Origin of the sequence: Neisseria sp. HMSC061H08, from assembly GCF_001836795.1 — a bacterium.
Taxonomy (GTDB): Bacteria; Pseudomonadota; Gammaproteobacteria; order Burkholderiales; family Neisseriaceae; genus Neisseria; species Neisseria subflava_A.
Genome location: NZ_KV830575.1, coordinates 309,768 through 334,582 on the forward strand (window position 1 = coordinate 309,768; position 24,815 = coordinate 334,582).

Genomic DNA, 24,815 nt, shown 5'->3' on the forward strand with positions numbered 1-24,815 from the left:
CAGCCGATTACATTTTTTGATAGAATACCGCGTTTACTTTGTTAACCTGTTCAGACCGCTACCCACTACGTCCCTCAGCGGATGCAACCCAGCCGGAGCAGCAGTAAGATCCCGACAAAAAGGCCGTCTGAAACCTCAAGGAGCATAAAAATGACACAAAAGTTAATCTTGGTTTTGAACTGCGGCAGCTCTTCCCTCAAGGGTGCCGTATTGGACAACGACAGCGGCGAAGTATTGCTGAGCTGCCTGGCAGAAAAACTCAATCTGCCTGATGCCTTCATTACCTTCAAATTCAACGGTGAAAAACGCAAAGTCGATCTTTCTGCCAAACCTGACCATACCGGTGCCGTTGAAGCCCTGATGGAAGAACTGAAAGCGCATGACCTCGACAGCCGTATCGGCGCCATCGGCCACCGTGTCGTCAGCGGCGGCGAATTGTACAAAGAATCTATTTTGGTTGACGACGAAGTCATTGCCGGTATTGAGAAATGCATTCCGCTCGCTCCTTTGCACAACCCTGCCCACCTTTTGGGCCTGCGTGCCGCACAGACCATTTTCAAAGGCCTGCCGAACGTTGTCGTATTCGACACTGCATTCCATCAAACCATGCCTGAACACGCTTACAAATACGCTGTTCCACATGAATTGTACGAAAAATACGGCTTGCGCCGCTACGGTGCGCACGGTACCAGCTACCGCTTCGTCGCCGACGAAACCGCACGCTTCCTCGGTAAAGACAAAAAAGATTTGCGCATGGTTATTGCCCACCTGGGTAACGGCGCATCCATTACCGCCGTTGCCAACGGCCAATCTCAAGATACCAGCATGGGCCTGACTCCGCTGGAAGGTTTGGTAATGGGTACCCGCAGCGGCGATATCGACCCTGCCGTTTTCAGTTTCTTGGCTGAAAACGCCAACATGACCATTTCCCAAATTACCGAAATGCTGAACAAAAAATCCGGCTTGCTCGGTATTTCCGGTTTGTCCAACGACTGCCGTACCATCGAAGAAGAAGCTGCCAAAGGTCATCCGGGCGCCAAACTGGCTCTGGAAATGTTCATCTACCGCTTGGCTAAATACATCGGCAGCATGACAGTAGCGGCAGGCGGTTTGGACGCATTGGTCTTCACCGGCGGTATCGGTGAAAACTCCGACATCATCCGCGAACGCGTATTGGGCTACTTGGGCTTCCTCGGTCTGCACATCGACCAAGAAGCTAACCTGAAAGCCCGTTTCGGCAATGCCGGTGTGATTACCACTGCCGACAGCAAAGCTGTTGCCGTTGTGATTCCTACCAACGAAGAATTGATGATTGCACACGATACAGCCCGTCTGAGCGGTCTGTAATCCTCGTCATTATTGAAAACAACCTGCCCGTAAGGGCAGGTTTTTTGTTGTGTATAGATGAGGAAAATTTTGAGAATATATTGAGAAAAGCCGGTAAACATTACGTTTGCCGGCTTTTCCGTTTGATCCACTCGCAGTTTCTGCGAATTCTCTTTTAAGTATTTTTCATAGGGTTGCATGAATGCTATTTCTTACCGTTCTTAATACCCTCACTCAACACCTGTTGAAAACGCTCGTAATCACAAAAGCCCTTTTCATCTTTTTCACAGCCTTTGAGCGTTAAAGCTGTTTGGTTTGGTGGTGTCGCTAAACTTAATGGCGTGGTGTTAATCAGCTGTTCGGTAGATTGATACACATAATCCAACTTAAATTTGAGCTTACCACTTGGTTTGTGCTTCCACACTTCAAATAGCAGCTCGCCACCGATTGGGATATTTTCCAATGAACCATCTAATTCATAAGGCTCAACACCTAATGCAGCCAGCAGAGCGACGATATTAGAATCGTGTCCAACCAATAAGTTAATTTTATTTTCGCTATTTAGCTGCTGCTGAATAAATGCCAATAACGGATATGATGCATTTTGTGCTAACGCTTCATTGTTTTTAAATAAAGTGCGGTAATATTCGTTTTTAATTTCGTTAATTGCGCGCCATTTTTCTTGGCTATCCACACGACCGTTTGCAATTTCAGAATCAGGCTTACCCACATAATGTGCGAGCAATAATGCACTGACAATTTTCTTCCCGGTGCTGATAGAACCCGTAATCTTGACCGACTTGCCGTCTTTGATACTGTATTCACCGACTTTTCCACCTAAATCACATTCGCCTTTTTGCAAGCAGTTTGGTGAATTTTTATAATCGATGATTTCACTCAATAGCGCATAATTTGGCGCTAATTTTTGCTGTAAAGCGGTTAAATCAACGTTATTTTTTGCAGATTCAATCAAAGCTTGGCTTGAATTGTGCGCCTGCGTGTTAAAAATTGGATCTTTTTCTGAACCAATTTCACCGTGATGTTGCAGTTGAACATTACAGCCTGCAAAAGCTCCCGCCACAATGGCCTGACCTGTTGCAATGGTGCGTTGCACTCCATTCGCATAAGCGAAAATACCTTCACCCGATGCACAACGATCTGTTGTTAATAATCCTTTATCCGCAAGCCATTGTCCTAAATATTGGCCGAAATAGGTTTCTAGCACTGTCCCTTTTGCCGTGAGATAACCAGATGGCACATCCCATTTTGCCCACGCATACGGGGAATATTTCGCCATTTCTTGCGGATCTTTTTCCACTGGTGAACGCAATCCGTGTCGGCTGAAAATCAATACTTTCTCTAATTCATAATCAGAACTTGTGAGGAAGTTTGACCATTTTCTGTTGCAAACGCACTACTTGCTAAAGCTGAGCCAAGCAAAAGTGCGGTGAATTTTAGGGTTATTTTTTTCATATTCGATACCTAATCATTTAATGTTGAAATTGAGCTATAAAAATTCAAGGCATATTTGGTGCCGTAAACTAACACCATAAATACTGCAACAATATTGACTATCGCTTAATCAGTGCAATATTAAGATACTGATAGATAGGTTTAGAACTTATAACTGATGGTAAACAGCAAAGTCCTGCCTCGTGCGTAGTTGTTCAAAACGGAGCGTGTCGTACCGCCATATTTGCCATTGCATAAACCGTTGGCATCGCATTCGACTTCCTCATCATCTAAACCGCCTTTTCTTTCAAATACGCTGAAATAGCGCTGGGTTGCGGCATCATTTGCGGCATCCAAAGGATCGACATAGCGTTTATTGAACGCATTTTGAATGTCAAAACGAAGGATAAGGTTTTTCTTCGGTTCATAATTGGCATAGAAATCAAAAATCATCGGCTGTCTGTTGATGCTTTCTGTTTTTTTGATCACCCTTCTGCCCATTTGGTGTGAAGAGTAGGTATTGGCACCGGTTGTCCCGTCAACAAATTCCTCCTCAGTCGTCGCCCGTGTACTTTTGCCGTAATAGCGCATAATGCCGCCGATGGTCAATTTGTTGCCCAACCATCGGGATCCTAATTCAAACCGACCATAATCTCGGGGTAAGCGTGAAATTTTGCTTAAGCCGTAGCCTTGTTTGATTTGGTCTTCTTTAGAAGAGTTGCGGGGCGATTCGCTGGCATCACTATAGTTGGTCGGCTGGTTGGTTTTTTGATAGGCGTAAGACAGGGTGGTAAAAAAGCGACCGAAATCATAGTTCATTTCCACTTCCAAACCATTTTTATGGACAGGTTTGGCATAGTTTCTATGCTGGATAGAGTATTGCAGGCCGGTGCTGGTTACCCAGCTGGGTGCTTTATCCAAATCCCACCATTTGCCATAAACATTGTGAATATAGTTGTTGATCCTGCTGCGATAGGCGACCAGTTTGAAACCCAATACATCATCCGGCTTGAAAATCCCTTTTTTGAATGTATTGAAGCCTATTTGGTAAGTATTGGCCTGTTCCGGCTTGAGGGCGGTATTGACGCCAGAGTCGCCGATTTGTGAAAAATACATTTCTTGAATATTCGGCATTCTATGCGTACGCGAATAGCTGATAAACGGCATAAAGTAGTCGTTAACATTGATGTTTAATGCCACCGAATGGTTTACCGCATGCTTTTTACCGGATTTGGTATAAACCGGTTCATAAAGGTCGCAGCTTGGTGTGCAATGCTGTTTATAAATTTCAGAATCTTCTCCAAATGCTTTTTTAAAGTCTTCTTGGGTATTGAAGTAGTCGGTATATTCGCCCTTGTAGCGGTAGTTGACCATATTAGCGCTGTAATTCAATTGATAAATGCCTTTTTTCAAGGAGGTATCAAAATAGAACGTATTGAATTTTTGCTGGCCTGAAGGTTGCAATATGGTTGATTTCTGAGGAAATATTCCTTTGTCGCCTTTGAAACGGCCTAAAAAGCTGTACAGGCCGGCATCTTGATCCGGGCCGTCGTAAAACAGGCTCAGCTCTTCCGGAAAGCGGTTTTTACTGTATTGGTTTTTAAAGAAATTGAAACCGACAGTAGCTTTTAAATCTGTTTTTTGGGGAAGTTTGAAAGAAAAACTGTTGTTGATATCCAAAAGATTGGCTGTATTTTTGGTTTCCAAATAATCAAGCAGTCCCCATCCTGAAAAACGTGAGTTTTTCGGATATTTTTGTTTTCCCAAATTATGGGCGGCCAATACGTTTAAATCGACATAATCGCCAATGTTTAAGTTGTAATTGGCTTGGTAGTTGCGGTTTTCTACTTTGCGGCTGCCGATACGGTTGTTCATGGTACGAAGCTGAAGGTCCAGCTTGTTGTTGTCGTTTTCGTATTCCACTTTGACCAAATGGCTGTTTGAGCGTTGTTGCAGGCTGGTCGGGTCGATTGGAGTCAGATCCCATTGCGGTGCCAAATTCTCTTTCCAGCCTCTTTCCAAGTCATCGACATAATCTCTTTGTAAAACCTCAGGATCGTTATATTTTTTGGAGAAAGGGTAGTCCCAATAGCTTTTACCGACCGCATTGCGCTTGGAAAAGTCGCGAACCCAACGATTTTGCCCTTGGTCGAATTTTAATAAGTTGCTCTCAAAATATTCTTGTTTTTTACGGTCCAGATATTCCTCGCCAAAATTGCCGATACGCTGACCGCCGCCGCCTACTTTATAGTTTTGCTCGACATTACGGTGGCTGTAGCCATATAACGCGCCAAGGCGCGCACCGCTGTCAAACCATTTTTGTACCGCTCCGGTTGCCATAAAATTGCTTTTGGTGCTGTTTGTGCCGGTCAATCCTTTGGTTAAGAGGCCGAAGGTATTGTTTCCGTGTACCACATCGTCTACCCGTAAAGTACGGAAATTGGCTGTACCGGATAAGGTATTGATGCCGTTGGCACCTGTGAAACTGCCTTTGGTTACATCGACGCCGGCAATAAAATTGGGATCCAGTGCCGTACCGAATTGCGAGGAGCTGCCGCTGCGTCCGGCATCGGCGGAAGTGGAATAGAAGGTTTGGGTAACACCGTCAACCATCGTATTGACACGTCCCAAACCGCTATCGCCACGGATATTGACCGCCAATACCCCCGATCCCTTGTCTTGTTGGGTGAAGACGCCGGGCATGCTCCGAACGATGGTATCGATGTTTTCGCTGGATTGATAAACGCGTTCACGCGAACTTTTGGCTTGGCCTTCGGTAAAAACTTTTTTCTCTTTGGCAATGTGTTTACCTTTGACTTGAATTTCATCAAGCTCTTGAGTTGAAACCTCTTCTTCTGCGTGTGCGATACTTGTTATAGCCAGTAAAGATAATGTTAGTAGATTTAATTTGAAATTCGGATTCATGATAGTTACCTCAGAAACGAAGTCGCTACTTTATAACATATTATTAAACTTTACAAATATTTTGATAATGGTTTTTATTTGTTAAGAAATAAAGTAGATTCTTGTTTCAGGAGATAATCCACCCGCATATAATTAATTTGGCTGAAAAGATAAAGCAGGTCTGAATTTGAATTTGGTTGGTTGAGAAGAAGGGAGATTTAATTGAATTTAAACGGCCGGAAGAAGAAAATTTGATTGCGATATGTGAACTGGGCCGTTGGTTTCAAATGAAACCGGTAAAAAACATGAAATGCAAAATATAAAGTCGATATAGAAAGATTTGAATTCAGTTGAAGCAAAGGCCGTCTGAAAATGATATTTCAGACGGCCTTTATTGTTTTAAGCCTTATTCCGGACCGCGGAATGTGTCGTGGCAGGATTTGCAGCTTGCACCGGTTTCACCGTAAGCGGCTTTGATTTCTTCGAGCTTGCCGGTTTGGGCAGCGGCATTGAGTTTTTCAACCGCAGCAACGAATTTTTCTTCTTCGGCTTTGAAGGTTGCCGTGTCCGTCCAGATGGCAGGCAGGGCGCGGCCGTTGCCTTGAGGGTCGGATTCAAACAGGGTGAACGGTTTTTTGCTGTTTTCGGCGAAGGTTGCGGCGGCTTGTTTGAATTTTTCTACGTCGTAAGGCTCTTCGTCTTTGACCATTTTGCCCATGCGGGTAAACTCGGGCATCATGGATTTGAACGCGGCCGTACGGTCTTCGGAAATCGGGCCTTTAGGCTGGGAAGGCGCGCCGCTGCCGCCGCAGGCGGTCAGGGTAAGCGCTACTGCCGCTAAAGCGACAGGGAGAAAACGGGTTTTCATATGGAGTGTGTCCTATTGTGATGATATGATTATCGTTAAATTTAGAATCGGCCGGCCGAATTTCAGGCCGTCTGATAAGGCGTTATCATACCTTAAACCCAAGTCTGAAACGAGTACAGAAAGGAAACGATATGGCAATTTTGATTACCGGGGCATCGGCAGGATTCGGCGCAGCAATGTGCCGTACTTTTGTTGCGGCAGGCTATCATGTCATCGGCGCGGCACGGCGCGAAGACAAATTGCAGCAGTTGGCAGAGGAATTGGGCGAGCAGTTTTACCCTTTGGAAATGGATGTTTCGCGCACGGAGTCGATTCAAAACGCTTTGAACAGCCTGCCCGAGCATTTGTCCGAAATCGATTGCCTGATCAACAATGCAGGTTTGGCTTTGGGTTTGGATACTGCCGATAAAGCCGATTTTGGCGATTGGGAAACCATGATTCAAACCAATATCATCGGCCTGACTTTTCTGACCCGCCAGATTTTGCCGCAAATGGTCGCGCGCAAACAGGGCTATATCATCAATCTGGGTTCGATTGCCGGCAGTTATGCTTATCCCGGCAGTAATGTCTATGGCGCGACCAAGGCTTTTGTGCGCCAATTCAGCATGAACCTGCGCGCCGAATTGGCAGACAAAAACATCCGCATTACCAATATCGAACCGGGCTTGTGCGGCGATACCGAGTTTTCCAACGTCCGTTTCAAAGGCGACGACCAGCGTGCGGCCGAGGTTTATGAGAATGTCGAATTTATCCAGCCGCAAGATATTGCCGATACCGCTTTGTGGCTTTATCAGCGTCCGGCGCGGATGAACGTCAATTCCATCGAAATCATGCCGGTTGCCCAGACCTTTGCAGGCATGAAAGTTTACCGTGACGCGCCTGCCCCGGCGAAGGAAGAAACGTTTGAAAAACAAAGTATGTCTTTGTTTGGAAAAATTAAATCTTGGTTTAAGTAATCGGCATCAGGCCGTCTGAACGTTTCAGACGGCCTCTTTGTTATCTGAAATTGAGTAAACACGCTATAATGTAATTTTTTATTAACAAGGCCGTCTGAAAGGCTGTTTCAGTTATGAACGTAATCAAACAAAAAATCTTAGAACAAGCGCAGCGCGATGGCGTGCAGGTAACCGCATTGCGCGAGCAAGTGCTTGATATTGTTTTGAAACAAAGCGGCGTGATTAAAGCCTACAACGTTCTGTCGCAGATGCAGCAGCAAAGCGAGGGCGTGGTTGCGCCGCCGACGGCCTACCGCGCCCTTGATTTTTGGGCGGAACAGGGCGTTTTGCACAAAGTGGCGGCAGTCAACGGCTATATTTTGTGCAGCCATGCGCAGCACGAGTGCAACGACCATTGCCACGACCACGAAGAAACAGAGGCGCACCACAGCGCGTTTATTTTGGTTTGCACCGAATGCGGTACGGCGGATGAGCAGACCTTGAGCCAAGAATGGGCGGCCTTACGTGCAGGCGTGGCTGAAACCGGTTTCTCATTAAAAGAAGAACATGTTGTTTTAACAGGAATTTGTAAAAAATGTCAGAAGTAAAAAAGACTAAAGTCCACCTGATTTCAGGCTTCCTCGGAACAGGCAAAACCACCGCACTCAAAAGTCTGATGGCGCAAAAAGACCCGAATGAAAAATGGGTCATCATCGTCAACGAATTTGGCGAAATCGGTATTGACGGCGCCGTCTTGAGCAACAACGGCATTCCCGTTGCAGAAATCGCCGGCGGCTGTTTGTGCTGTACTGCCGGCGCGCAAATGGGGACGACCGTACAAAAAATGCTGCGCGATGCCCAACCCGACCGCTTGATGATTGAAGCCAGCGGCCTGGCGCACGCCGCCAGTGTTATCGACGAATTGAAAGCCAAGCCGCTCGACAGTATGCTGGAAATCGGCGCTGTTTTTACCGTTGTCGATCCACGCCAATTCATTAATCCCGATTACGCTCAACAAGCCTTGTATAAAGACCAAATCGGCATTTGCGACGTATTGGTCGCCAGCAAAACAGACTTGTGCACGCCCGAGCAGCTGGCCGAGTTTCACGATAAAGCGGCCAAGCTGTTCCCGCCTAAAGCTAAAGTGGTTGAAGTACAAAATGCGCAACTCGACATCCAATGGCTTGATATTCCCGTTGTCGAAAAATCGCGCTACCGCCTCAAAGCCCTGCCGGACAATACCATGGGCTTCCAGTCTCAAGGCTTCACGTTTCCTGCCGGACGTGATTTCGACGGTGAAAAACTGACCGATTTCTTCAACGACCTGCCTAAATTTACAGACGGCCTCGTGCGCGCCAAAGGCGTGTTCCAAGTGCTCGGTACATGGGTATGGCTCAACTGGGTGGACGGTCAATGGGGCGCAAACCAAGTTTCGTGGCGCCGTGACTCGCGCTTTGAGCTGATTGCCAAATCGTTTGACGCGGATTTAATTGAGAAGAAATTGCAGGAGGCCTTAGAGAAGTAAATAATCGGCCAAACGCTTATTAATCCGTTACTATATGCTGTCTGAGGTCAGTGGTTTCAGACGGCCTTCAAATCAAAAAATAGAGGAACACTTTATCATGTGGCGTTATATCTTTCATCGTTTGCTCCTTTTGATTCCCACGTTGTTGGGGATTTTGGCGATTACCTTCGCCGTCATTCAGTTTGTTCCCGGCGGTCCGGTGGAACAGATGGTTCAGCAGCTGACGCAGGGCGCGGTTGGCGGCGAGACGGCGGGACACAGTATGCCCGGAACTTTGGCCAAAAACGGCAACCGCATCAGTGCGGAAGATTTGGCCGCGCTGAATGCTTTATACGGTTTCGACAAGCCGCCTTTGACGCGTTTTGCCGATATGGTATGGAAATTCGCCCGTTTCGATTTGGGCGAGAGCTTTTTCCATCACCAAACTGTGTTTGAATTGGTGAAAGAGAAAATGCCGGTATCGATGAGTTTGGGTTTGTGGACGTTTTTCCTGACTTATTTGATATGTATTCCGTTGGGTATAGCCAAGGCGGTCAGGGATGGCAGCCGGTTTGATACGGTTACGGGTATGATCATTTTGGTCGGCTATACCGTACCGCCGTTTGTCTTGGGTTTGGTGTTGCTGGTATTGTTTGGCGGCGGCAGCTTTTTTGCCTGGTTCCCGCAGGGCGGCTTGGTCGGCGATGATTTTGATACGCTCTCTTGGGCAGGTAAAGTCAAAGATTATTTGTGGCATATGGCCTTGCCGATTACCGCTTCGGTAGCAGGCAACTTGGCGGTGATGACAGTATTGACGAAAAACGTATTCCTTGAAGAAATCCGCCGTCAATATGTTTATACCGCGCGAGCCAAGGGTTTGCCCGAGAAGCAGATTTTGTGGAAGCATATTTTCCGCAACGCCATGATTCCTTTGATTACCGGTTTCCCGGCCGCATTTATCGGCGCGTTCTTTACCGGCAGCCTGTTGATTGAAACGTTGTTCTCGCTGGACGGATTGGGTTTGCTGTCTTACGAGGCAGTGATGAAACGTGATTATCCTGTCGTAATGGGTACGCTGTATGTGTTCACACTGATGGGGTTGTTGGCTAAATTGGTGTCAGATATTTCGTATTCGTGGGTCGATCCGCGCATTCACTTTGGCGGACAGAAATAAGGCCGTCTGAAAATATCTTCAATCCATTATTAAAGAATGTTTCGAACCATGAAAAAGAAAAAATCTACTTCAAACCCTACTTGGCAAGCTTTTAAACAGCATAAGCGCGGTTGGTTGGCTTTGCGGATTCTGGCCGTTTTGTTTGTCGTCACTTTGCTTGCGCCTTTGTGGAGCAACGACAAACCTTTGTGGATACGTTATCAGGGCGAGTATTTCTTCCCCTTAGTAAACGAATACAACGAAGCCACATTTGGCGGCGATTTCGATACGCCGGCGGATTATCTGGATCCGCTTATCCGCCACAACATTACTTCAGACGGAAATTTTGCCTTTTACCTGCCCAATCCTTACGATGCCGATACCTTGAACGATTTTGATACGGTACCCGATCCGGCCAAACCGTCCGAACGGCATATCTTGGGAACGGACGACCGAGGCCGCGACCTGTTGGCGCGCTTGGTTTACGGTTTCCGTGATTCGCTGTTGTTTGCCTTGGTGTTGACCGTGGTGACTACCGTGATTGGCGTGATTGCAGGAGCGGTGCAGGGTTATTTCGGCGGTAAAACCGACCTTCTGATGCAGCGTTTTATCGAGGTTTGGGGCGGTATGCCGGAGCTGTACCTCCTGATTATCCTGTCTTCGTTCTTTAATCCGGGGCTGTTGATTTTGCTGGTGTTGCTGTCGCTTTTCGGCTGGATGGGCTTGTCCGACTATGTCCGCGCCGAGTTTTTGAAAAACCGTCAGGCCGATTATGTTTTGGCTGCGCGTGCGATGGGCGTGGGCAACCGTGAAATCATGTGGCGCCATATCCTGCCCAACAGCTTGACGCCGGTACTGGCCTTCCTGCCTTTCCGTATTTCTGGCGCCGTACTTGCCCTGACCAGTTTGGACTTCTTGGGCTTGGGCGTACCTGCCTCACAGGCAAGTTTGGGTGAGTTGTTGGCGCAAGGCAAAGACAACTTGGACGCGTGGTGGATCGGCTTGTCTGCCGTTGCTACGCTGACGGTGATGCTGCTTTTGCTGGTCATGATCGGCGAAGGTTTGCGTCAGGCATTTGACGTACGCGCACGCAGTTAATTGCTTTTCTAAAGCGTGAAGAGGGTGGGCGGAAAAGCCTGTCCTGCATTCTTAGGGCCGTCTGAAAAGTTTCAGACGGCCTCATCCATTCGTTTGAATCATTAAAAACCATGAATCAAGAAATCACATTTCTTACTCTTTTTCTGCTCGGCTTTTTTGGCGGAACGCATTGCGTCGGCATGTGCGGCGGATTAAGCAGCGCATTCGCTTTGCAACTGCCGCCACATTTAAACCGAATCGGGCTGATTGCATTGTTGAACTTGGGGCGCATCAGCAGCTATGTCGTCATTGGTCTGTTGGTCGGCTTGGTCGGGCAGGTTGGCATTTCCTTAGACGATACGCGCGCAGTTCAAAACGGTTTGTATATTGCCGCTAATGTTTTGCTGCTTTTGCTCGGTCTGTATCTTGCCGGTATTTCGACTGCTGCAACCAAAATCGAAGGCATCGGCAAACCGATATGGAAACGCCTAAATCCTTTACTGAACAAATTGCTGCCGATTAAATCGGTGCCTGCCTGTTTCGGCGTGGGCGTGCTTTGGGGCTGGCTGCCTTGCGGTTTGGTGTACAGCGCGTCTTTGTATGCTTTGGGCAGCGGCAATGCTTTGCACGGCGGGCTGTATATGCTGGCGTTTGCATTGGGGACCTTGCCGAACCTGCTTGCGATGGGCATATTTGCAGCGCAGTTGAAAACCTTTCTGCAGAAACGCATGGTTCGTTTGTGCGCCGGATTATTGGTAGCAGGATGGGCGATATGGCGCTTGGCTGTATTTGCGATGGGGCAAATCGGGTAAGGTAAAAAGGTTTTATTTAGTTTGTTGTTTTGCAATCAAAAAGGCCGTCTGAAAGATTTTCAGACGGCCTTTTTCACAAGAAAGATTAATGTATCAAATTCCAAGCCATCTTGGCGGCAATCAGCAGCAACATAATGCCGAAGGCGATTTTGAGTTTTCGGGCGGGAAGCTTGTGCGCCGTTTTTACGCCGAGAGGAGCAAAGAGGATGGTGGCAACGCTCAATATGGCTACGGCCGGAAGATAGATAAAGCCTGCTGCGCCCTCAGGCAGGTTGGCAATATGCAAACCGTTGGCAAAATAGCCGATGGTGCCGGCAATCGCAATCGGCCATGCCAGACCTGAAGATGTGCCGATGGCACGGTGCGCCGGAAAGTTGCAATACAGTAGAAATGGAACGGATAAAGAACCGCCGCCGATACCGACCCAGCTTGAAGCGGCCCCAAAAAGCGTGCTGACGGCTGTCAGGCCGGGGAGGGCAGGCAGGGTGCGTGAAGGTTTGGGTTTGGAATCGCGTAGGGTTTTGAGTGCGATAAAGGCAAGAAATGCAATAAAGAAAATTTGCAAAGCCAGCGTCGGCATATATTTTGCCGTTGCCGCGCCGAGGAGTACGCCGAGTATCATGCCCGGCGTCATCCGGCAGACGGTCGCCCAATCGATGGCGTGCTTTTTATGTTGGGCGTACATACTGGAGAAGGTGGTAAACACCATTACGGCAAAGGAAGTGCCGATGGCGAGATGCTGGGCATAGGGGTGGCCGCCTATGCCTTGCAGTTGCAACGCCCATAAGACGACGGGGACAATCAACGTGCCGCCGCCTACGCCGAACAGTCCGGCAATAAAGCCCGCCGCGCTACCGACGGCGAGCAGGGAAAGGATGATGTCCCAAGACCACATTTCAGACGGCCTTGTCGTGTTTGTGAGTTTTATGGCGTTTTTTAAACCAACGGATGATTGCCATCACATAACCGGACAGGCTGTAACCGAGGAAAAACAGGAAGAGGACGAGCGAAGGCTTCCAGTTAATGAGCAGCAATACCAACACGGCCAACACCATGCCCATAAACGGCACTTGGCGGCGGATATTGATTTCTTTGAAGCTCCAAAATGGAATCTGCACAATCATAGAAATACCGGCAAACAGGGTGATACCCAATGCCCACCAATGCACGCCGGGGAAACGTTCGATGCTGTGGTTGACCCAAATCAGGCCGACAATCAACGCAGCGGCGGTCGGGCTTGGAACGCCGATAAACCAGCGTTTATCGACTTTGCCGATAAGCGTGTTGAACAGCGCCAAACGCAGGGCGGCGCAGGCGCAGTAGATAAAGGCGACGGAATAACCGATTTTGCCAAACTGCCAAAGTTGCCATTTGTAGACAATCAGGGCAGGCGCTACGCCGAAGCTGACCATATCGGCAAGGCTGTCGAGCTGTTCGCCAAACGCGCTCTGGCTGTTGGTCAAGCGGGCAACGCGTCCGTCCATACCGTCGAGCAGCATGGAAAGAAAAACTGCAATCGCCGCCGTTTCATAACGTCCGTGCATGGATTGGGTAATGGCGAAGAACGCGCAAAACAGTGCGGCGATGGTAAAGGAATTGGGCAGCAGGTAAATGCTGTTTTTGCGGATGGAGTTGCGTGGTGGAATCGGATTTTCTGTATTTTGTGCGTTGTCCATAATGTTTCCGTATATGCTGCGTGTGCAGATAAGGCATTATACCGCATTGGCAGGTTAAGGATTTTTAAAAGGCAGACATAGTTTCACTTTATCGACATAAGGTTTCAGACGGCCTTTATTTTGTCAGTCAAACAACTCGCCCTGCGCCTGCTCTTTGGTCACGCGTACGTCGGTTTCGCCGTCGGCAAAAGTGATGTGCAGTTTTTGACCTTGTTTCAATGTATCGGCATTGCGGATGACTTGTCCGCGTGTGTTTTTGACGACGGAGAAACCTCGCTCCAGAATATGCTGTGGAGATACGGCTTCGAGCAATGCGGCTTGGGCGGTCAGGCTTTGACGGCGGTGGGCAAGCAGCTGGTGGAAGGAATGCGACAAGGCCGTCTGAAAGTGGGTTATGTTGTTTTTGTAAACGGAAACATCAGGACGGCAATGTTTCAGGGTTTGGGTTTGGCGTTCGAAACGGGCAGTATGGGCACGGAGGTTTTGCGTCATCGAGTAAGACAGCGTTTGCGCCAGTTTGCTGATTGAAGCGCGCTGCTCGTCAAGTTTTTGGCGCGGATGACGGATTTGCCGCGCCAGCCAGTCGAGTTTTTGGCTGGCATCGAAATAGCGTTGTTCCAAAACGGTTTTCAGATGGCCTTGCGCTTGGGCGAGGCGGTGTAACGATTCTTGGCGGTTGGGGCTGACCAATTCTGCCGCGCCGGTCGGCGTGGGCGCGCGCACGTCGGCAACAAAATCGGCAAGCGTGAAATCGGTTTCGTGGCCTACGCCGCTGACGACCGGAATCGCGCAGGCTTCAATGGCGCGTACGACCGGCTCTTCATTAAACGCCCACAAGTCTTCAATGCTGCCGCCGCCACGACAGACAATCAGTACGTCACATTCGGCACGTTGCGAAGCGGTTTTAATCGCTTGGGCAATTTGCAACTCGCTGCCTGTGCCTTGTACGGGTGTCGGATAAACGATAACGGGAATTTCGGGCGCGCGGCGGTTTAAGGTGGTCACGACATCGCGTAAAGCCGCCGCCGCCAGGCTGGTGATGATGCCGACACATTGCGGACGGGCAGGCAACGGTTTTTTGCGTTCCGCTGAAAACGCGCCTTCCGCCTGCAACTGCGCCTTCAATCGTTCATAGGCTTCGTAAAGCTGCCCCAAGCCTTTGAGCCGTACTTCGTTTACGGTAATTTGAAATTCGCCCCGCGCTTCATAAATACTGATTTTTCCTGATACCTCGATATGGTCGCCTTCTTTCAAAGGCTTCGCCAAGCGCATGGCCGCACCCTTAAACATCGCGCAACGCACCTGAGCGCGGCTGTCTTTGAGCGAGAAGTAATAATGTCCGCTGGCGGCACGGGTCAGGTTGGATACTTCGCCGGCAATCCACAAACCTGCGAGATGGTCTTCTAGCAAGGCTTTGGCAAGAGCGTTGAGTTCGGATACGGAAATGGAGGAGGGCGCGAAGAGTTCGGACATTGCGAAACGGAAAAAATTTTGTAAAGCTGAATTATAAGGGTTTTAGAACGATTCGTTGTATTCGTTTTATGAAACTTGCGCCCTTTGTTTTAATATTATCAAAGCCGCATGTTCAGACGGCCTTGTCTGGGCGGGCTTGTGTTATATTATCGTTTGATTTTCGCCTCAAAAGCCGTGCGTATGCCCAAACTCCACCAAATTATCGAACGCCATTGGCAATCCCCCAATCCGTTTTTGTCTTTTCTGTTAAAACCATTGTCCAAGCTGTTTGCCAAAATTGCTGCGAAACGGCGCGATGATTTTGTTTCAGGCCGTCTGAAAAGCGAAAAATTGCCAGTGCCTGTGGTGATGGTCGGCAATATCCATGCAGGCGGGACAGGGAAAACGCCGATAGTCGCCGCGCTGGTGTCGGGTTTGCAGGAAAAGGGCGTTAAGGTCGGCATCATCAGCCGAGGTTATGAGCGCAAGAGCAAGGCGGTTCATGTATTGAATACAGCCAGCAGTGCGGCAGATGCAGGCGACGAGCCTTTATTGCTGTTTCGCCAAACCAGTGCGCCGACGGCGGTAGGCAGCAGCCGTGCAGAAGCAGGCAGGGCATTGCTTGCGGCGTATCCGGAGCTTAAATTGATTGTGGCCGACGACGGCTTGCAACATTATGCCTTGCAACGCGATATGGAAATTGCCGTATTTCCTGCGACAGATACAGGGCGCACTAATTTGGATTTACTGCCCAACGGCAGCTTGCGCGAACCTTTGTCTCGATTGTCTTCCGTTGATGCGGTTGTCGTCAGCGGCGGAAAAGCAGATGCGGCGTTTAGGCCGTCTGAAAATATGTTTGCCAGCCATATTGAAACAGGGCAGATTTACCGTTTGAACAGGCCGTCTGAAAAATTGGATTTGGAAGGCTTGGAAAATCAAACCGTCGCCGCCGTCGCCGGTATCGCCAAGCCGGAGCGCTTTTTCGATTCGCTGCGGAACATGGGCATTACCTTGAACCAAACCGTTGCCTTGCCTGATCACGCCGATATTACGACAGCGGATTTGCCGAATGCAGATGTGGTCATTATTACGGAGAAAGATGCAGTCAAGTTTTCAGACGGCCTTAATCTGAATCATGTATGGGTCTTGCCTGTTTGTGCGATAATTGAGCCGGACTTGGCGGCGTTTGTATCCGCGAATGTTTCAATCTAAATGCTTATAGATGTTTCACAGATGTTTTAAAGATGATCTTCAAACTACGCGATAGGAGTAAATCATGAAGTTAAAATATTTGTTGGTCGCTTGCGCAGCTTTATTTGTATCCACCCAAAGCCTGGCTGCTAAACCCAGTGATGAATCTGCAATGAAATGGTTGGAGATTCAAGGGATAAGCAATAATTATAGCGAGAAAGTGCAACGTTCTTTGGAGATGGTGAATAAAGAGGACAATGAGCGCTTGTTAGCGATGACGCCCAAAGCGCAAAAAGCGCAGATGAAGGCGGTCATCAGCCGTTATATGAAAAATATGCAAGACGATTTGAGCCGCCCTGAGTTGAAAAAGCAATGGTTGGATGAAGAAAAGCGTGCCGTACAGAAAGTATTTACACAAGAAGAAGTCGATGTAACCAACCGTTTTTTCTCTTCGGCTCAGGGAAAAAATCTTTTGAAAAAGATAAGAAATTTACAACAGCATGGTGGAAATCTTGAGGATGTATTGAGCCAATCGGATATAGAAAAGATGGCTGAAGCATTTGGGCATGGTGCCGGTAAGTCTGCGCTCGAAAAAGTCAAGCATTTCGATAAGCTGAGTGATGAGATTATCCACAAAACCATGAGTCAAAACTACCTCAATGCAAGCGATAAATATACGCCTGCTTTTGAGGAGCAAACACATGGTATTTTATGCAAAGGCAACCAACATTTGCCGAAGTGTGCCAAATAATTTTCCGACTATCTGAAAATATTTATTTTTTGTTGAAAGGTAGAAAAAGATGAAGCTGAAAACCTTATTATTGCCCTTCGCCGCGCTGGCATTGTGTGCCAATGCGTTTGCCGCCACACCTAGCGATGAGTCACTGGAGCGTTGGTTGGATACGCAGCATTTTGACCGGGAATTAGAAAAAAATATGATTGACAGTTTCAATGTTGGATTTAAACCGTATGCAGATAAAGCCCTTGCCAAAATACCGGAAGCGAAAAAAGAGCAAATGGCAAAAGCTATTGACCGTTATCGCGAAAATGTTTTGAGAGATTTGATCACGCCCGAAGTGAAACAGGCTGTCCGCAATACTTTATTAAAGCATGCCAAATCGACATACACGCAAGAAGAAGTTAACAGCATGATTGCCTTTTATAGTTCGCCTGTTGGGCAGGCTGTTGTTGCCAAGAGGCCTCTTATGCTCAATCAAGCGATGAGTGAAATATCGACGTTTGGATTTGCATTAACAGAAAAAACTGTACAGCGTCATATGCCTGAGTTTGCGAAAGAGATACAAGGTATCATGTGCGGCGGCAAAAACCCTGATACAAGCTGTAAACAAGCCAAACAGGTTGGGAAAAAGCATAAGAAATAAATTATAGTCGTCTGAAAATATTTCAGACGACCTCCAATTTATCAAACGAAAGAAACCCATGGAAAAAAAATTCTTAGACATCCTCGTCTGCCCCGTTACCAAAGGCAAACTCGAATACCATCAAGACAAACAGGAATTATGGAGCCGGCAGGCGAAGCTGGCTTATCCGATTCGTGACGGCATCCCTTATATGTTGGAAAACGAAGCGCGCCCGTTAAGCGAAGAGGAACTGAAAGCATGACCGAATTTGTCGTATTGATTCCGGCGCGGTTGGATTCTTCACGTCTGCCGGGTAAGGCGTTGGCCGATATTCACGGTAAACCGATGGTTGTACGTGTTGCCGAACAAGCAGCAAAAAGCGAGGCTGCGCGTGTTGTCGTTGCCACCGACCATCCGGATATTCAGACGGCCTGTCAGGCGCACGGTGTCGAAGTGGTCATGACTTCCAATCAACACGAAAGCGGTACAACGCGCCTTGCCGAAGCGGCCAATACGCTGAAACTGCCGCAGCATCTGATTGTCGTGAACGTACAAGGCGACGAGCCTTTAATCGATCCCGAACTCATCAACCGTACTGCCGAAGTTTTGGTTGAAAACAATGTGCAAATGGCGACTGCTGCCCACGAATTGCACGATTTTGACGAGTTTATGAATCCCAACGTCGTCAAAGCCGTCCTCGACAAAAACCGCAACGCCATCTATTTCAGCCGCGCTCCGATTCCTTATCCGCGCGACACCATGCGCGCCGAAAAACGCGAATTGCCTTCCGAAACAGCCGTTTTACGCCATATCGGCATTTATGCCTACCGCGCAGGCTTCCTGCAACGCTATTTCGAAATGGAAGTTTCTCCTTTGGAAACCATCGAATCGCTGGAACAATTGCGCGTCTTGTGGCACGGCTATCCGATTGCCGTTGAAATTGCCCAAGAAGCGCCAGCCGCCGGTGTGGATACGCAGGAAGATTTGGACAGGGTAAGGGCTGTGTTCGAGGCCGTCTGAAAGGAAAAAATATGAATGATTTACGCCATTTGAGCCGTGAAGAACAAAAATTGCTTGCCGACGTGGCGAAGCTGGTAAGAGAAGACGAGCAAGAATTCAACTATGACATGCTGAAAATAGAAGCGCCGGAGCAGGCCAGCGGCGAGTTTTGGTTCCGCATGGCAGAAATGCTCAGCACTTTGCCGCCCAACCAGTCGTTGGACTTGCGTATGAACGGCGGACGCTTGACCGTTGCTGTATCGATTTTGTCGGTATTGCTGCAAGACAATCCGGATGTTCCGCAGCTTTGGGCACAAAAAATCATTGCGCTCAACTATTTGGCTCATGGACATCAAACCCGTGCAATCGGTTTAGCGCAACAGCCTGACAAAGCGGCCGAAGCCAATGAGGAAGAATATTTGGCGAAAGCCTTATCGCAAAACTTGCTTTCCACTTTGAAAGATGCGATAGAGCGATTCCCCGAAGACGCATGGTTTATCGAAATGCGCGACGATGCATGGAAGCATTTCGGCCCGAAAGAGGCCGTCTGAAGTTTTGAACGATAAACACAAGCCGTGTAAAATTATCTGAACATTAAATCCGTCAACCAAAAGGACTTATCATGAAAGTATTATTGTTGGGCGCACCAGGCGCCGGCAAAGGCACACAGGCTCAATTCATCACTGCTGCATTCGGCATTCCTCAAATCTCTACCGGCGACATGCTACGCGCTGCCATTAAAGCAGGCACTCCGCTGGGTTTGGAAGCAAAAAAAATTATTGATGAAGGCGGTTTGGTGCGCGACGACATTATCATCGGCATGGTGAAAGAACGCATCGCCCAAGACGACTGCAAAAACGGTTTCCTGTTTGACGGTTTCCCACGCACATTGGCACAAGCCGAAGCGATGGTTGAAGCAGGCGTGGATTTGGACGCGGTTGTTGAAATCGACGTACCCGACAGCGTGATTGTCGACCGCATGAGCGGCCGCCGCGTGCATTTGGCTTCCGGCCGTACTTACCACGTTACCTACAATCCGCCCAAAGTCGAAGGCAAAGATGACGTAACCGGCGAAGATTTGATTCAACGCGACGACGACAAAGAAGAAACCGTGAAAAAACGCCTTGCCGTTTACCATGAACAAACCGAAGTTTTGGTTGATTTCTACAGCAAACTGGAAGGCGAACACGCGCCTAAATACATCAAAGTCGACGGCACCCAAGCAGTAGAAGCCGTGAAAGCCGAAGTATTGAAAGGTTTGGGCAAATAAGTTTTGCCAAAGTTAAATCATGAGGCCGTCTGAAAAATACTTTCAGACGGCCTTTTTCATTATTGTATAAATTAACCAAATTTTCGTTCTAGTTCTTTTGCTAGAGACCATCCTGTTGATTCAAGTAATGCAACAGAAATAGTTGGTGCAACAACGCTGCCTAAGCCTGGAATTAATTTAGAAAATTCTTTTGCCATTGTTTTTATGGGTTGTTTTAACATGGTATTTTTAATTGCAGCAATAGCCATTGCTTCGGCAGCAGTTTTGGTCATATTCCCGCCAAAAACAGCACAAAGACTTGTGCACATAGTAGTCATTGCAACCATATCTGTAGCGATACCCAGTCCTGGTACTGGTATGGCGTTGCCTGCGGCAGCAGCAATTGCATGAGAATGAATAATTTTGTGGCATTTTGATTATTGAGCTGGTGTCATAGTTTTCTCGTAACAAATAAGATAAAAACGGTGCAATACTACGTTATTCGTAGTAAATAATCAAGAGAAATATACGAAATTCGTAACTTTGATTTTTAGGATAGAAGTTATGAATTTACAAGAAGTTTTTACAAGGCGATTTAAAGAAGCGAGAAAAGCGAAAAATTTGACGCAGGAGAAGCTGGGACTGGCGATAGGATTAGATGAGTTTGTGGCAAGTACGCGTATTAATCGCTATGAGAAGGGAAATCATCAGCCTGATTTGAATACTTTGCAGAAAATTGCTGAAGTATTGGAAGTTCCACCAGCCTTTTTTTTCAGTGATGATGAATTTTCTGTAAAAATTTTAGATTTATATAAAAATAATTAAGGTGTGTTGTGATGAGGCCGTCTGAAAAAATATTTTCAGACGGCCTTTTGTGTACAAAAGCTGTTAAAATCGAAGCTATAACCATTTATCCGCAGGCATCTTATGAATCCCTTGATCTCCGACTTCCAAACTCAGCAACAACGTACTCCCGTTATCGTCGCCCTCGATTTTGCCAACGAAAAAGACACACTCGGATTTGTCCGCAATCTTGACCCAACACTGTGTCAAATTAAAATCGGCAAAGAGCTGTTTACCGCAACCGGCCGCAATTTGGCAGAATGCTTAATCAATCAAGGTTTCAAACTTTTCCTCGATTTGAAATACCACGATATTCCCCACACAGTTGCTCAGGCCTGTAAAGTTGCCGCCGATATGGGCGTTTGGATGGTCGATATGCACGCATCGGGCGGCCGCCGCATGATGGAAGCCGCCGTAGAAGCCGTTGCCGGATATCACACCAAGCCGCTTTTGATTGGTGTAACCGTATTGACCAGCATGGAACAAAGCGACTTGGCAGAAATCGGTTTAAACATCGCCCCTGAAGAACAAGTCATCCGCTTGGCGAAACTGGCGCAAAGTTCAGGCTTGGACGGCGTGGTATGTTCCGCCCAAGAAGCCGCACCATTGCGTCGTGAATTGGGACAAGATTTCGTCTTGGTCACGCCGGGTATCCGCTTGGACGTTGCCGGTAATAATGACGATCAACGCCGCATCATGACGCCTGCCGAAGCATTGGCGGCAGGCTCGACTTATCTGGTAATGGGCCGTCCGGTAACCAAAGCTGCCGATCCGGTAGCCGTATTGCGCGAAGTGAACCGCGTGGCGAATGCTTAAGTATAATAATTTTGATGTTGTTCAAAGAAGCTACCTCACTTTGATACGGTAGATAAATAGCCAGAAAATTTCAGCTTGGAAAGGAATTTGTCCGATGTCTCAATGTAGTCCAGATGTGAGTAATATTTTTGATCTTGATGCATTCCCGGAAGATGATTTGCTTGTAACGGATGCACCTGTTGGATGGTATGCAATCGTATCGCATAAAATTGTCAAAGAAGGGCTTCCTGTGAGATTCATTTATCGGGAGCATCAAGGAAATTTACCATTTGACAGCGGATGGCGAGTATTTTCCGGAACAGAAGATAATGAATACACGAATAATCCTGAAAATTTCTCTTTTCATAGTTTAACGCGGCTTACTCATTATCAAGCAGATGTTGGAGAGCTGTTTTGGGCGGATATTGGTAGTGTTTTTGAAAAAAAAGAAGGAGAGGATTGTTTTTCTCCTGTTGCCGATTGGTCTCCTTTCGACTTTGAAGAATAATAAAAAGTCAGATTTTATTTTTAATCAGTAAATCTGCCAGATAAGTGCTGAGAATATATTGAAGTTTTCACACATATAAAACAACTTATTTTGGAGTGCATAAAATGCCCACCAAGTTCCAACAAGAAACCCTCAAATCCCGTTTTGCACAAGCCAAAGTCCTGGTTGTCGGCGATGTGATGCTCGACCGTTATTGGTTTGGCGATGTGTCCCGTATTTCGCCCGAAGCGCCCGTGCCGGTGGCGAAAATTTCCCGTATCGACCAACGCGCGGGTGGGGCGGCAAACGTTGCGCGTAATATCGCCTCATTGGGCGGCAAAGCAGGGCTGTTGTCCGTAACCGGCGATGATGAAGCTGCAGATGCGCTGGATGCGTTGATGGCGCAAGACGGCGTTTCTTCCTATCTGATGCGCGACAAGCAAATTGCGACTACTGTCAAATTGCGCGTTGTTGCCCGGAATCAGCAGCTTATCCGACTTGATTTTGAAGAGCCGCCGCATCGTGAGGTATTGGAACAAATCAAGCATAAATACCGCGAAGTGTTGCCTGAATACGATGCCATTATTTTTTCAGATTACGGAAAGGGCGGTTTGTCGCATATTTCCGATATGATTGATTGGGCGAAACAGGCCGGTAAACCTGTTTTAATCGACCCCAAAGGCGACGATTACGAAAAATATGCCGGCGCTACGCTGATTACGCCGAATCGTGCAGAATTGAAAGAAGTGGTGGGAAGCTGGAAAAACGAAAACGATTTGACCGAAAAAGCCCAAAATCTGCGTCGTCATCTTGATTTGAATGCGATTTTACTGACCCGAAGCGAAGAGGGCATGACCCTGTTCAATGAGGGAGAGCCGATTTATCAGCCTACACGGGCTCAAGAAGTCTATGATGTATCGGGTGCGGGCGATACCGTTATTGCCGGAGTGGGCTTGGGTTTGGCGGCAGGCTATACCATGCCTGAAGCGATGCACCTTGCCAATACGGCGGCAGGCGTTGTCGTGGCAAAACTTGGTACGGCGGTTTGCTCGTTTGCCGAATTGACCAAGGCATTGGAAGAGCAATAATGATTGTTTCAGACGGCCTTAAAATTCTAAATGCCGTCTGAAAATAAGAATTGGAAAATAATCCAGACAGAAAAGTTTTTATTTTCAGACGGCATGATTACTTCAAGGCCGTCTGAAAAATCAAAATAAAGGAAACTCATTATGACCATTATCGTAACAGGCGCGGCCGGCTTTATCGGCAGCAATATCGTCAAAGCACTTAACCAGCGCGGTATTACCGACATTGTTGCCGTTGACAATTTGAGCAAAGGCGAAAAATTTAAAAACCTTGCCGAGTGTGAAATTGCCCATTATCTCGATAAACACGAATTCATCCGTCAAGTGCGCGGCCATCTTCTGCCTTACGATAATATCGAAGCGGTTTTCCATCAAGGCGCATGTTCCGACACCATGAACCACGACGGCCTTTACATGATGGACAATAACTACCAGTACACGCTCGACCTCTTGGACTGGTGTCAGGACGAACGTATTCCGTTCCTCTACGCTTCCAGTGCCGCCGTGTACGGCAAAGGTGAAATCTTCCGCGAAGAGCGCGAACTGGAAAAACCACTCAATGTATATGGCTACTCTAAATTCTTGTTTGACCAAGTATTGCGCCGTCGCATGAAAGAAGGCCTGACCGCCCAAGTCGTCGGCTTCCGCTACTTCAACGTATATGGACAGCAGGAGCAACACAAAGGCCGTATGGCATCCGTCGCCTTCCACCATTTCCATCAATACCGCGAGCATGGCTATGTCAACCTGTTCGGTGCCAATGACGGCTACGGTAACGGCGAACAAACCCGCGACTTTGTCAGCGTAGAAGACGTCGCCAAAGTTAACCTTTACTTCTTCGATCATCCTGAGCTTTCAGGCATCTTCAATCTCGGTACAGGCCGTAGCCAACAGTTTAACGAACTTGCCGCCGCCACCGTCAACGCCTGCCGTGCAGCCGAAGGCAAGCCTGAAATGAGTTTGAAAGAGTTGGTTGAAGAAGAGCTTATCCGTTATATTCCATTTCCAGATGCACTTAAAGGCAAATATCAGAGCTTTACTCAAGCGGACATCACCAAGCTGCGCGAAGCCGGGTATAAAGAAGAATTCTTGGATGTAAAACAAGGCGTCAGCCGTTACGTTAAATGGATGCTGGAGAATTTGGTTTAAGTTCTTTGCTTAAATGAAGAAAGGCCGTCTGAAAAAGGATTTTCAGACGGCCTCATCATTTTGGGAGGCTTTAAAATTATAAATTTGCCTTTATTCGATAAGAATGGAAATAGCGTTTTTTACAACAAAGGTTTCAAAAAGGCTTAGTAGGGTAGCAGTGGATCTGCTGGAGTATTTGTAAAAGCTGTTGAGATATTATAGGTGTGAATAGATGAAATGAGACGATGCTATAACCAGTAAAATAAAAATGACTGGAAGTTTTTTAGTCTATTTATATTTAGGGACTGTACTAGATTATCCATCTTTACTTTTTTCTTTAATTTTTAGTATGTTATCTTGGTATTTCGAGGGTAGTATATCTGCTAATCTAGTACAGCACTTTAAGAAATCTTCAAAAACATTTGGATAGATAATATGTTTGAACGGATAAAAATTTCTTCTATTATTGTGAATAATTTCGACGAATATTCATTATGCCAAGAGAAAAATCTATTTTT

Annotated in this window: 25 protein-coding genes and 1 pseudogene; 19 read left to right on the forward strand and 7 right to left on the reverse strand. The window is 47.4% G+C overall.

Annotation, left to right across the window (positions count from 1 at the left end; all coding sequences use genetic code 11):
- Positions 1-150 precede the first annotated feature (150 nt).
- On the forward strand, positions 151-1,347 hold the full coding sequence (locus HMPREF2675_RS06555) for an acetate kinase (RefSeq protein WP_070814460.1): 1,197 nt from the start codon (positions 151-153) through the stop codon (positions 1,345-1,347).
- A gap of 184 nt (positions 1,348-1,531) precedes the next feature.
- Here HMPREF2675_RS06555 and HMPREF2675_RS06560 read toward each other — a convergent pair.
- The 3 genes and pseudogenes from HMPREF2675_RS06560 to HMPREF2675_RS06570 all read right to left on the reverse strand — a co-directional run bounded on the left by HMPREF2675_RS06560 (position 1,532) and on the right by HMPREF2675_RS06570 (position 6,550).
- A pseudogene (locus tag HMPREF2675_RS06560) lies at positions 1,532-2,799 on the reverse strand (histidine-type phosphatase).
- A 141-nt stretch (positions 2,800-2,940) separates the two neighbouring features.
- Positions 2,941-5,703 carry a TonB-dependent receptor domain-containing protein gene (locus HMPREF2675_RS06565; RefSeq protein ID WP_070814461.1) on the reverse strand — a complete coding sequence of 921 codons (2,763 nt, stop codon included), beginning with the start codon at positions 5,701-5,703 and terminating at the stop codon, positions 2,941-2,943.
- A gap of 385 nt (positions 5,704-6,088) precedes the next feature.
- Entirely contained in the window at positions 6,089-6,550 is a 462-nt protein-coding gene (locus HMPREF2675_RS06570) for a c-type cytochrome (RefSeq protein WP_049348413.1), read from the reverse strand.
- Positions 6,551-6,681: 131 nt separating this feature from the next.
- Here HMPREF2675_RS06570 and HMPREF2675_RS06575 point away from each other — a divergent pair, with 131 nt between their 5' ends.
- The 6 genes from HMPREF2675_RS06575 (at position 6,682) to HMPREF2675_RS06600 (ending at position 12,031) form a co-directional block, all read left to right on the forward strand.
- Positions 6,682-7,506, forward strand: a complete 825-nt coding sequence (locus HMPREF2675_RS06575) for an SDR family oxidoreductase (RefSeq protein WP_070814462.1) — start codon at positions 6,682-6,684, stop codon at positions 7,504-7,506.
- A 113-nt stretch (positions 7,507-7,619) separates the two neighbouring features.
- Positions 7,620-8,093, forward strand: coding sequence for a Fur family transcriptional regulator (locus HMPREF2675_RS06580; RefSeq protein ID WP_070814463.1), 474 nt, complete (start codon positions 7,620-7,622; stop codon positions 8,091-8,093).
- Positions 8,081-9,010: a CobW family GTP-binding protein gene (locus tag HMPREF2675_RS06585; protein WP_070814464.1), complete on the forward strand. Its 930-nt coding sequence runs from the start codon at positions 8,081-8,083 to the stop codon at positions 9,008-9,010. The genes HMPREF2675_RS06580 and HMPREF2675_RS06585 overlap by 13 nt, the downstream gene beginning before the upstream one ends.
- Positions 9,011-9,107: 97 nt before the next feature.
- Complete coding sequence (locus tag HMPREF2675_RS06590) at positions 9,108-10,163, forward strand: ABC transporter permease subunit (RefSeq protein ID WP_070814465.1); 1,056 nt, start codon at positions 9,108-9,110, stop codon at positions 10,161-10,163.
- Between the two features lie 36 nt (positions 10,164-10,199).
- The gene (locus tag HMPREF2675_RS06595) at positions 10,200-11,240 is read left to right on the forward strand and encodes an ABC transporter permease (protein WP_070814466.1); all 1,041 of its coding nucleotides are present in this window, start codon (positions 10,200-10,202) and stop codon (positions 11,238-11,240) included.
- A 110-nt stretch (positions 11,241-11,350) separates the two neighbouring features.
- Positions 11,351-12,031 carry a sulfite exporter TauE/SafE family protein gene (locus tag HMPREF2675_RS06600; protein ID WP_070814467.1) on the forward strand — a complete coding sequence of 227 codons (681 nt, stop codon included), beginning with the start codon at positions 11,351-11,353 and terminating at the stop codon, positions 12,029-12,031.
- 85 nt (positions 12,032-12,116) lie between these two features.
- On the opposite strand, the gene HMPREF2675_RS06605 is transcribed toward HMPREF2675_RS06600, so the two are convergent.
- The 3 genes from HMPREF2675_RS06605 to xseA form a co-directional block, all read right to left on the reverse strand.
- Positions 12,117-12,926: a sulfite exporter TauE/SafE family protein gene (locus HMPREF2675_RS06605; protein ID WP_070814468.1), complete on the reverse strand. Its 810-nt coding sequence runs from the start codon at positions 12,924-12,926 to the stop codon at positions 12,117-12,119.
- A 1-nt stretch (position 12,927) separates the two neighbouring features.
- Positions 12,928-13,707: a CDP-diacylglycerol--serine O-phosphatidyltransferase gene (pssA, locus tag HMPREF2675_RS06610; protein WP_070585745.1), complete on the reverse strand. Its 780-nt coding sequence runs from the start codon at positions 13,705-13,707 to the stop codon at positions 12,928-12,930.
- Positions 13,708-13,830: 123 nt separating this feature from the next.
- Positions 13,831-15,180 (reverse strand): exodeoxyribonuclease VII large subunit, encoded by a 1,350-nt coding sequence (gene xseA / locus HMPREF2675_RS06615; RefSeq protein ID WP_070814469.1) that lies wholly within the window; start codon positions 15,178-15,180, stop codon positions 13,831-13,833.
- A gap of 180 nt (positions 15,181-15,360) precedes the next feature.
- Here xseA and lpxK point away from each other — a divergent pair, with 180 nt between their 5' ends.
- From lpxK to adk, 7 genes are all read left to right on the forward strand, one after another.
- Positions 15,361-16,371, forward strand: coding sequence for a tetraacyldisaccharide 4'-kinase (gene lpxK, locus HMPREF2675_RS06620; RefSeq protein WP_070814470.1), 1,011 nt, complete (start codon positions 15,361-15,363; stop codon positions 16,369-16,371).
- 64 nt (positions 16,372-16,435) lie between these two features.
- Positions 16,436-17,101, forward strand: coding sequence for a DUF2059 domain-containing protein (locus HMPREF2675_RS06625; RefSeq protein WP_070814471.1), 666 nt, complete (start codon positions 16,436-16,438; stop codon positions 17,099-17,101).
- A gap of 49 nt (positions 17,102-17,150) precedes the next feature.
- Positions 17,151-17,732 (forward strand): DUF2059 domain-containing protein, encoded by a 582-nt coding sequence (locus HMPREF2675_RS06630; RefSeq protein WP_070814472.1) that lies wholly within the window; start codon positions 17,151-17,153, stop codon positions 17,730-17,732.
- A gap of 58 nt (positions 17,733-17,790) precedes the next feature.
- Positions 17,791-17,973, forward strand: coding sequence for a Trm112 family protein (locus HMPREF2675_RS06635; protein WP_049329252.1), 183 nt, complete (start codon positions 17,791-17,793; stop codon positions 17,971-17,973).
- Positions 17,970-18,731 carry a 3-deoxy-manno-octulosonate cytidylyltransferase gene (gene kdsB, locus HMPREF2675_RS06640; RefSeq protein ID WP_070814473.1) on the forward strand — a complete coding sequence of 254 codons (762 nt, stop codon included), beginning with the start codon at positions 17,970-17,972 and terminating at the stop codon, positions 18,729-18,731. The genes HMPREF2675_RS06635 and kdsB overlap by 4 nt, the downstream gene beginning before the upstream one ends.
- Before the next feature lie 11 nt (positions 18,732-18,742).
- A complete protein-coding gene (locus HMPREF2675_RS06645; protein ID WP_070814474.1) occupies positions 18,743-19,261 on the forward strand; it encodes a 3-deoxy-manno-octulosonate cytidylyltransferase in 519 nt (172 codons plus the stop codon).
- Positions 19,262-19,332: 71 nt separating this feature from the next.
- Positions 19,333-19,980: an adenylate kinase gene (gene adk / locus HMPREF2675_RS06650; protein ID WP_003746105.1), complete on the forward strand. Its 648-nt coding sequence runs from the start codon at positions 19,333-19,335 to the stop codon at positions 19,978-19,980.
- Positions 19,981-20,051: 71 nt separating this feature from the next.
- On the opposite strand, the gene HMPREF2675_RS11470 is transcribed toward adk, so the two are convergent.
- Positions 20,052-20,252, reverse strand: a complete 201-nt coding sequence (locus HMPREF2675_RS11470; protein WP_210399850.1) for a hypothetical protein — start codon at positions 20,250-20,252, stop codon at positions 20,052-20,054.
- 271 nt (positions 20,253-20,523) lie between these two features.
- On the opposite strand from HMPREF2675_RS11470, the gene HMPREF2675_RS06660 reads away from it, so the two are divergent.
- The 5 genes from HMPREF2675_RS06660 to rfaD all read left to right on the forward strand — a co-directional run bounded on the left by HMPREF2675_RS06660 (position 20,524) and on the right by rfaD (position 24,318).
- Complete coding sequence (locus HMPREF2675_RS06660; RefSeq protein ID WP_070765029.1) at positions 20,524-20,784, forward strand: helix-turn-helix domain-containing protein; 261 nt, start codon at positions 20,524-20,526, stop codon at positions 20,782-20,784.
- 102 nt (positions 20,785-20,886) lie between these two features.
- Positions 20,887-21,618 carry an orotidine-5'-phosphate decarboxylase gene (pyrF, locus tag HMPREF2675_RS06665; protein WP_070814475.1) on the forward strand — a complete coding sequence of 244 codons (732 nt, stop codon included), beginning with the start codon at positions 20,887-20,889 and terminating at the stop codon, positions 21,616-21,618.
- Positions 21,619-21,712: 94 nt separating this feature from the next.
- Positions 21,713-22,105: an immunity protein Imm33 domain-containing protein gene (locus tag HMPREF2675_RS06670; RefSeq protein ID WP_070814476.1), complete on the forward strand. Its 393-nt coding sequence runs from the start codon at positions 21,713-21,715 to the stop codon at positions 22,103-22,105.
- A gap of 104 nt (positions 22,106-22,209) precedes the next feature.
- The gene (gene rfaE1, locus HMPREF2675_RS06675; RefSeq protein WP_070814477.1) at positions 22,210-23,172 is read left to right on the forward strand and encodes a D-glycero-beta-D-manno-heptose-7-phosphate kinase; all 963 of its coding nucleotides are present in this window, start codon (positions 22,210-22,212) and stop codon (positions 23,170-23,172) included.
- Between the two features lie 141 nt (positions 23,173-23,313).
- Positions 23,314-24,318, forward strand: coding sequence for an ADP-glyceromanno-heptose 6-epimerase (gene rfaD, locus HMPREF2675_RS06680; protein WP_049323572.1), 1,005 nt, complete (start codon positions 23,314-23,316; stop codon positions 24,316-24,318).
- The last annotated feature ends 497 nt before the right edge of the window (positions 24,319-24,815 follow it).

What these genes read in the sequence shown, in the direction of transcription:
- HMPREF2675_RS06570 (WP_049348413.1), bottom strand. Translation starts at nt 6,550, where the DNA reads ATGAAAACCCGTTTTCTCCCTGTCGCTTTAGCGGCAGTAGCGCTTACC.
- HMPREF2675_RS06565 (WP_070814461.1), bottom strand. Translation starts at nt 5,703, where the DNA reads ATGAATCCGAATTTCAAATTAAATCTACTAACATTATCTTTACTGGCT.
- HMPREF2675_RS06670 (WP_070814476.1), top strand. Translation starts at nt 21,713, where the DNA reads ATGTCTCAATGTAGTCCAGATGTGAGTAATATTTTTGATCTTGATGCA.
- HMPREF2675_RS06600 (WP_070814467.1), top strand. Translation starts at nt 11,351, where the DNA reads ATGAATCAAGAAATCACATTTCTTACTCTTTTTCTGCTCGGCTTTTTT.
- HMPREF2675_RS06595 (WP_070814466.1), top strand. Translation starts at nt 10,200, where the DNA reads ATGTTTCGAACCATGAAAAAGAAAAAATCTACTTCAAACCCTACTTGG.
- HMPREF2675_RS06590 (WP_070814465.1), top strand. Translation starts at nt 9,108, where the DNA reads ATGTGGCGTTATATCTTTCATCGTTTGCTCCTTTTGATTCCCACGTTG.
- adk (WP_003746105.1), top strand. Translation starts at nt 19,333, where the DNA reads ATGAAAGTATTATTGTTGGGCGCACCAGGCGCCGGCAAAGGCACACAG.
- HMPREF2675_RS06625 (WP_070814471.1), top strand. Translation starts at nt 16,436, where the DNA reads ATGAAGTTAAAATATTTGTTGGTCGCTTGCGCAGCTTTATTTGTATCC.
- HMPREF2675_RS06585 (WP_070814464.1), top strand. Translation starts at nt 8,081, where the DNA reads ATGTCAGAAGTAAAAAAGACTAAAGTCCACCTGATTTCAGGCTTCCTC.
- HMPREF2675_RS11470 (WP_210399850.1), bottom strand. Translation starts at nt 20,252, where the DNA reads ATGACCAAAACTGCTGCCGAAGCAATGGCTATTGCTGCAATTAAAAAT.
- HMPREF2675_RS06630 (WP_070814472.1), top strand. Translation starts at nt 17,151, where the DNA reads ATGAAGCTGAAAACCTTATTATTGCCCTTCGCCGCGCTGGCATTGTGT.
- HMPREF2675_RS06580 (WP_070814463.1), top strand. Translation starts at nt 7,620, where the DNA reads ATGAACGTAATCAAACAAAAAATCTTAGAACAAGCGCAGCGCGATGGC.
- HMPREF2675_RS06660 (WP_070765029.1), top strand. Translation starts at nt 20,524, where the DNA reads ATGAATTTACAAGAAGTTTTTACAAGGCGATTTAAAGAAGCGAGAAAA.
- HMPREF2675_RS06645 (WP_070814474.1), top strand. Translation starts at nt 18,743, where the DNA reads ATGAATGATTTACGCCATTTGAGCCGTGAAGAACAAAAATTGCTTGCC.
- HMPREF2675_RS06555 (WP_070814460.1), top strand. Translation starts at nt 151, where the DNA reads ATGACACAAAAGTTAATCTTGGTTTTGAACTGCGGCAGCTCTTCCCTC.
- HMPREF2675_RS06575 (WP_070814462.1), top strand. Translation starts at nt 6,682, where the DNA reads ATGGCAATTTTGATTACCGGGGCATCGGCAGGATTCGGCGCAGCAATG.
- rfaE1 (WP_070814477.1), top strand. Translation starts at nt 22,210, where the DNA reads ATGCCCACCAAGTTCCAACAAGAAACCCTCAAATCCCGTTTTGCACAA.
- xseA (WP_070814469.1), bottom strand. Translation starts at nt 15,180, where the DNA reads ATGTCCGAACTCTTCGCGCCCTCCTCCATTTCCGTATCCGAACTCAAC.
- HMPREF2675_RS06635 (WP_049329252.1), top strand. Translation starts at nt 17,791, where the DNA reads ATGGAAAAAAAATTCTTAGACATCCTCGTCTGCCCCGTTACCAAAGGC.
- lpxK (WP_070814470.1), top strand. Translation starts at nt 15,361, where the DNA reads ATGCCCAAACTCCACCAAATTATCGAACGCCATTGGCAATCCCCCAAT.
- pyrF (WP_070814475.1), top strand. Translation starts at nt 20,887, where the DNA reads ATGAATCCCTTGATCTCCGACTTCCAAACTCAGCAACAACGTACTCCC.
- HMPREF2675_RS06605 (WP_070814468.1), bottom strand. Translation starts at nt 12,926, where the DNA reads ATGTGGTCTTGGGACATCATCCTTTCCCTGCTCGCCGTCGGTAGCGCG.
- kdsB (WP_070814473.1), top strand. Translation starts at nt 17,970, where the DNA reads ATGACCGAATTTGTCGTATTGATTCCGGCGCGGTTGGATTCTTCACGT.
- rfaD (WP_049323572.1), top strand. Translation starts at nt 23,314, where the DNA reads ATGACCATTATCGTAACAGGCGCGGCCGGCTTTATCGGCAGCAATATC.
- pssA (WP_070585745.1), bottom strand. Translation starts at nt 13,707, where the DNA reads ATGGACAACGCACAAAATACAGAAAATCCGATTCCACCACGCAACTCC.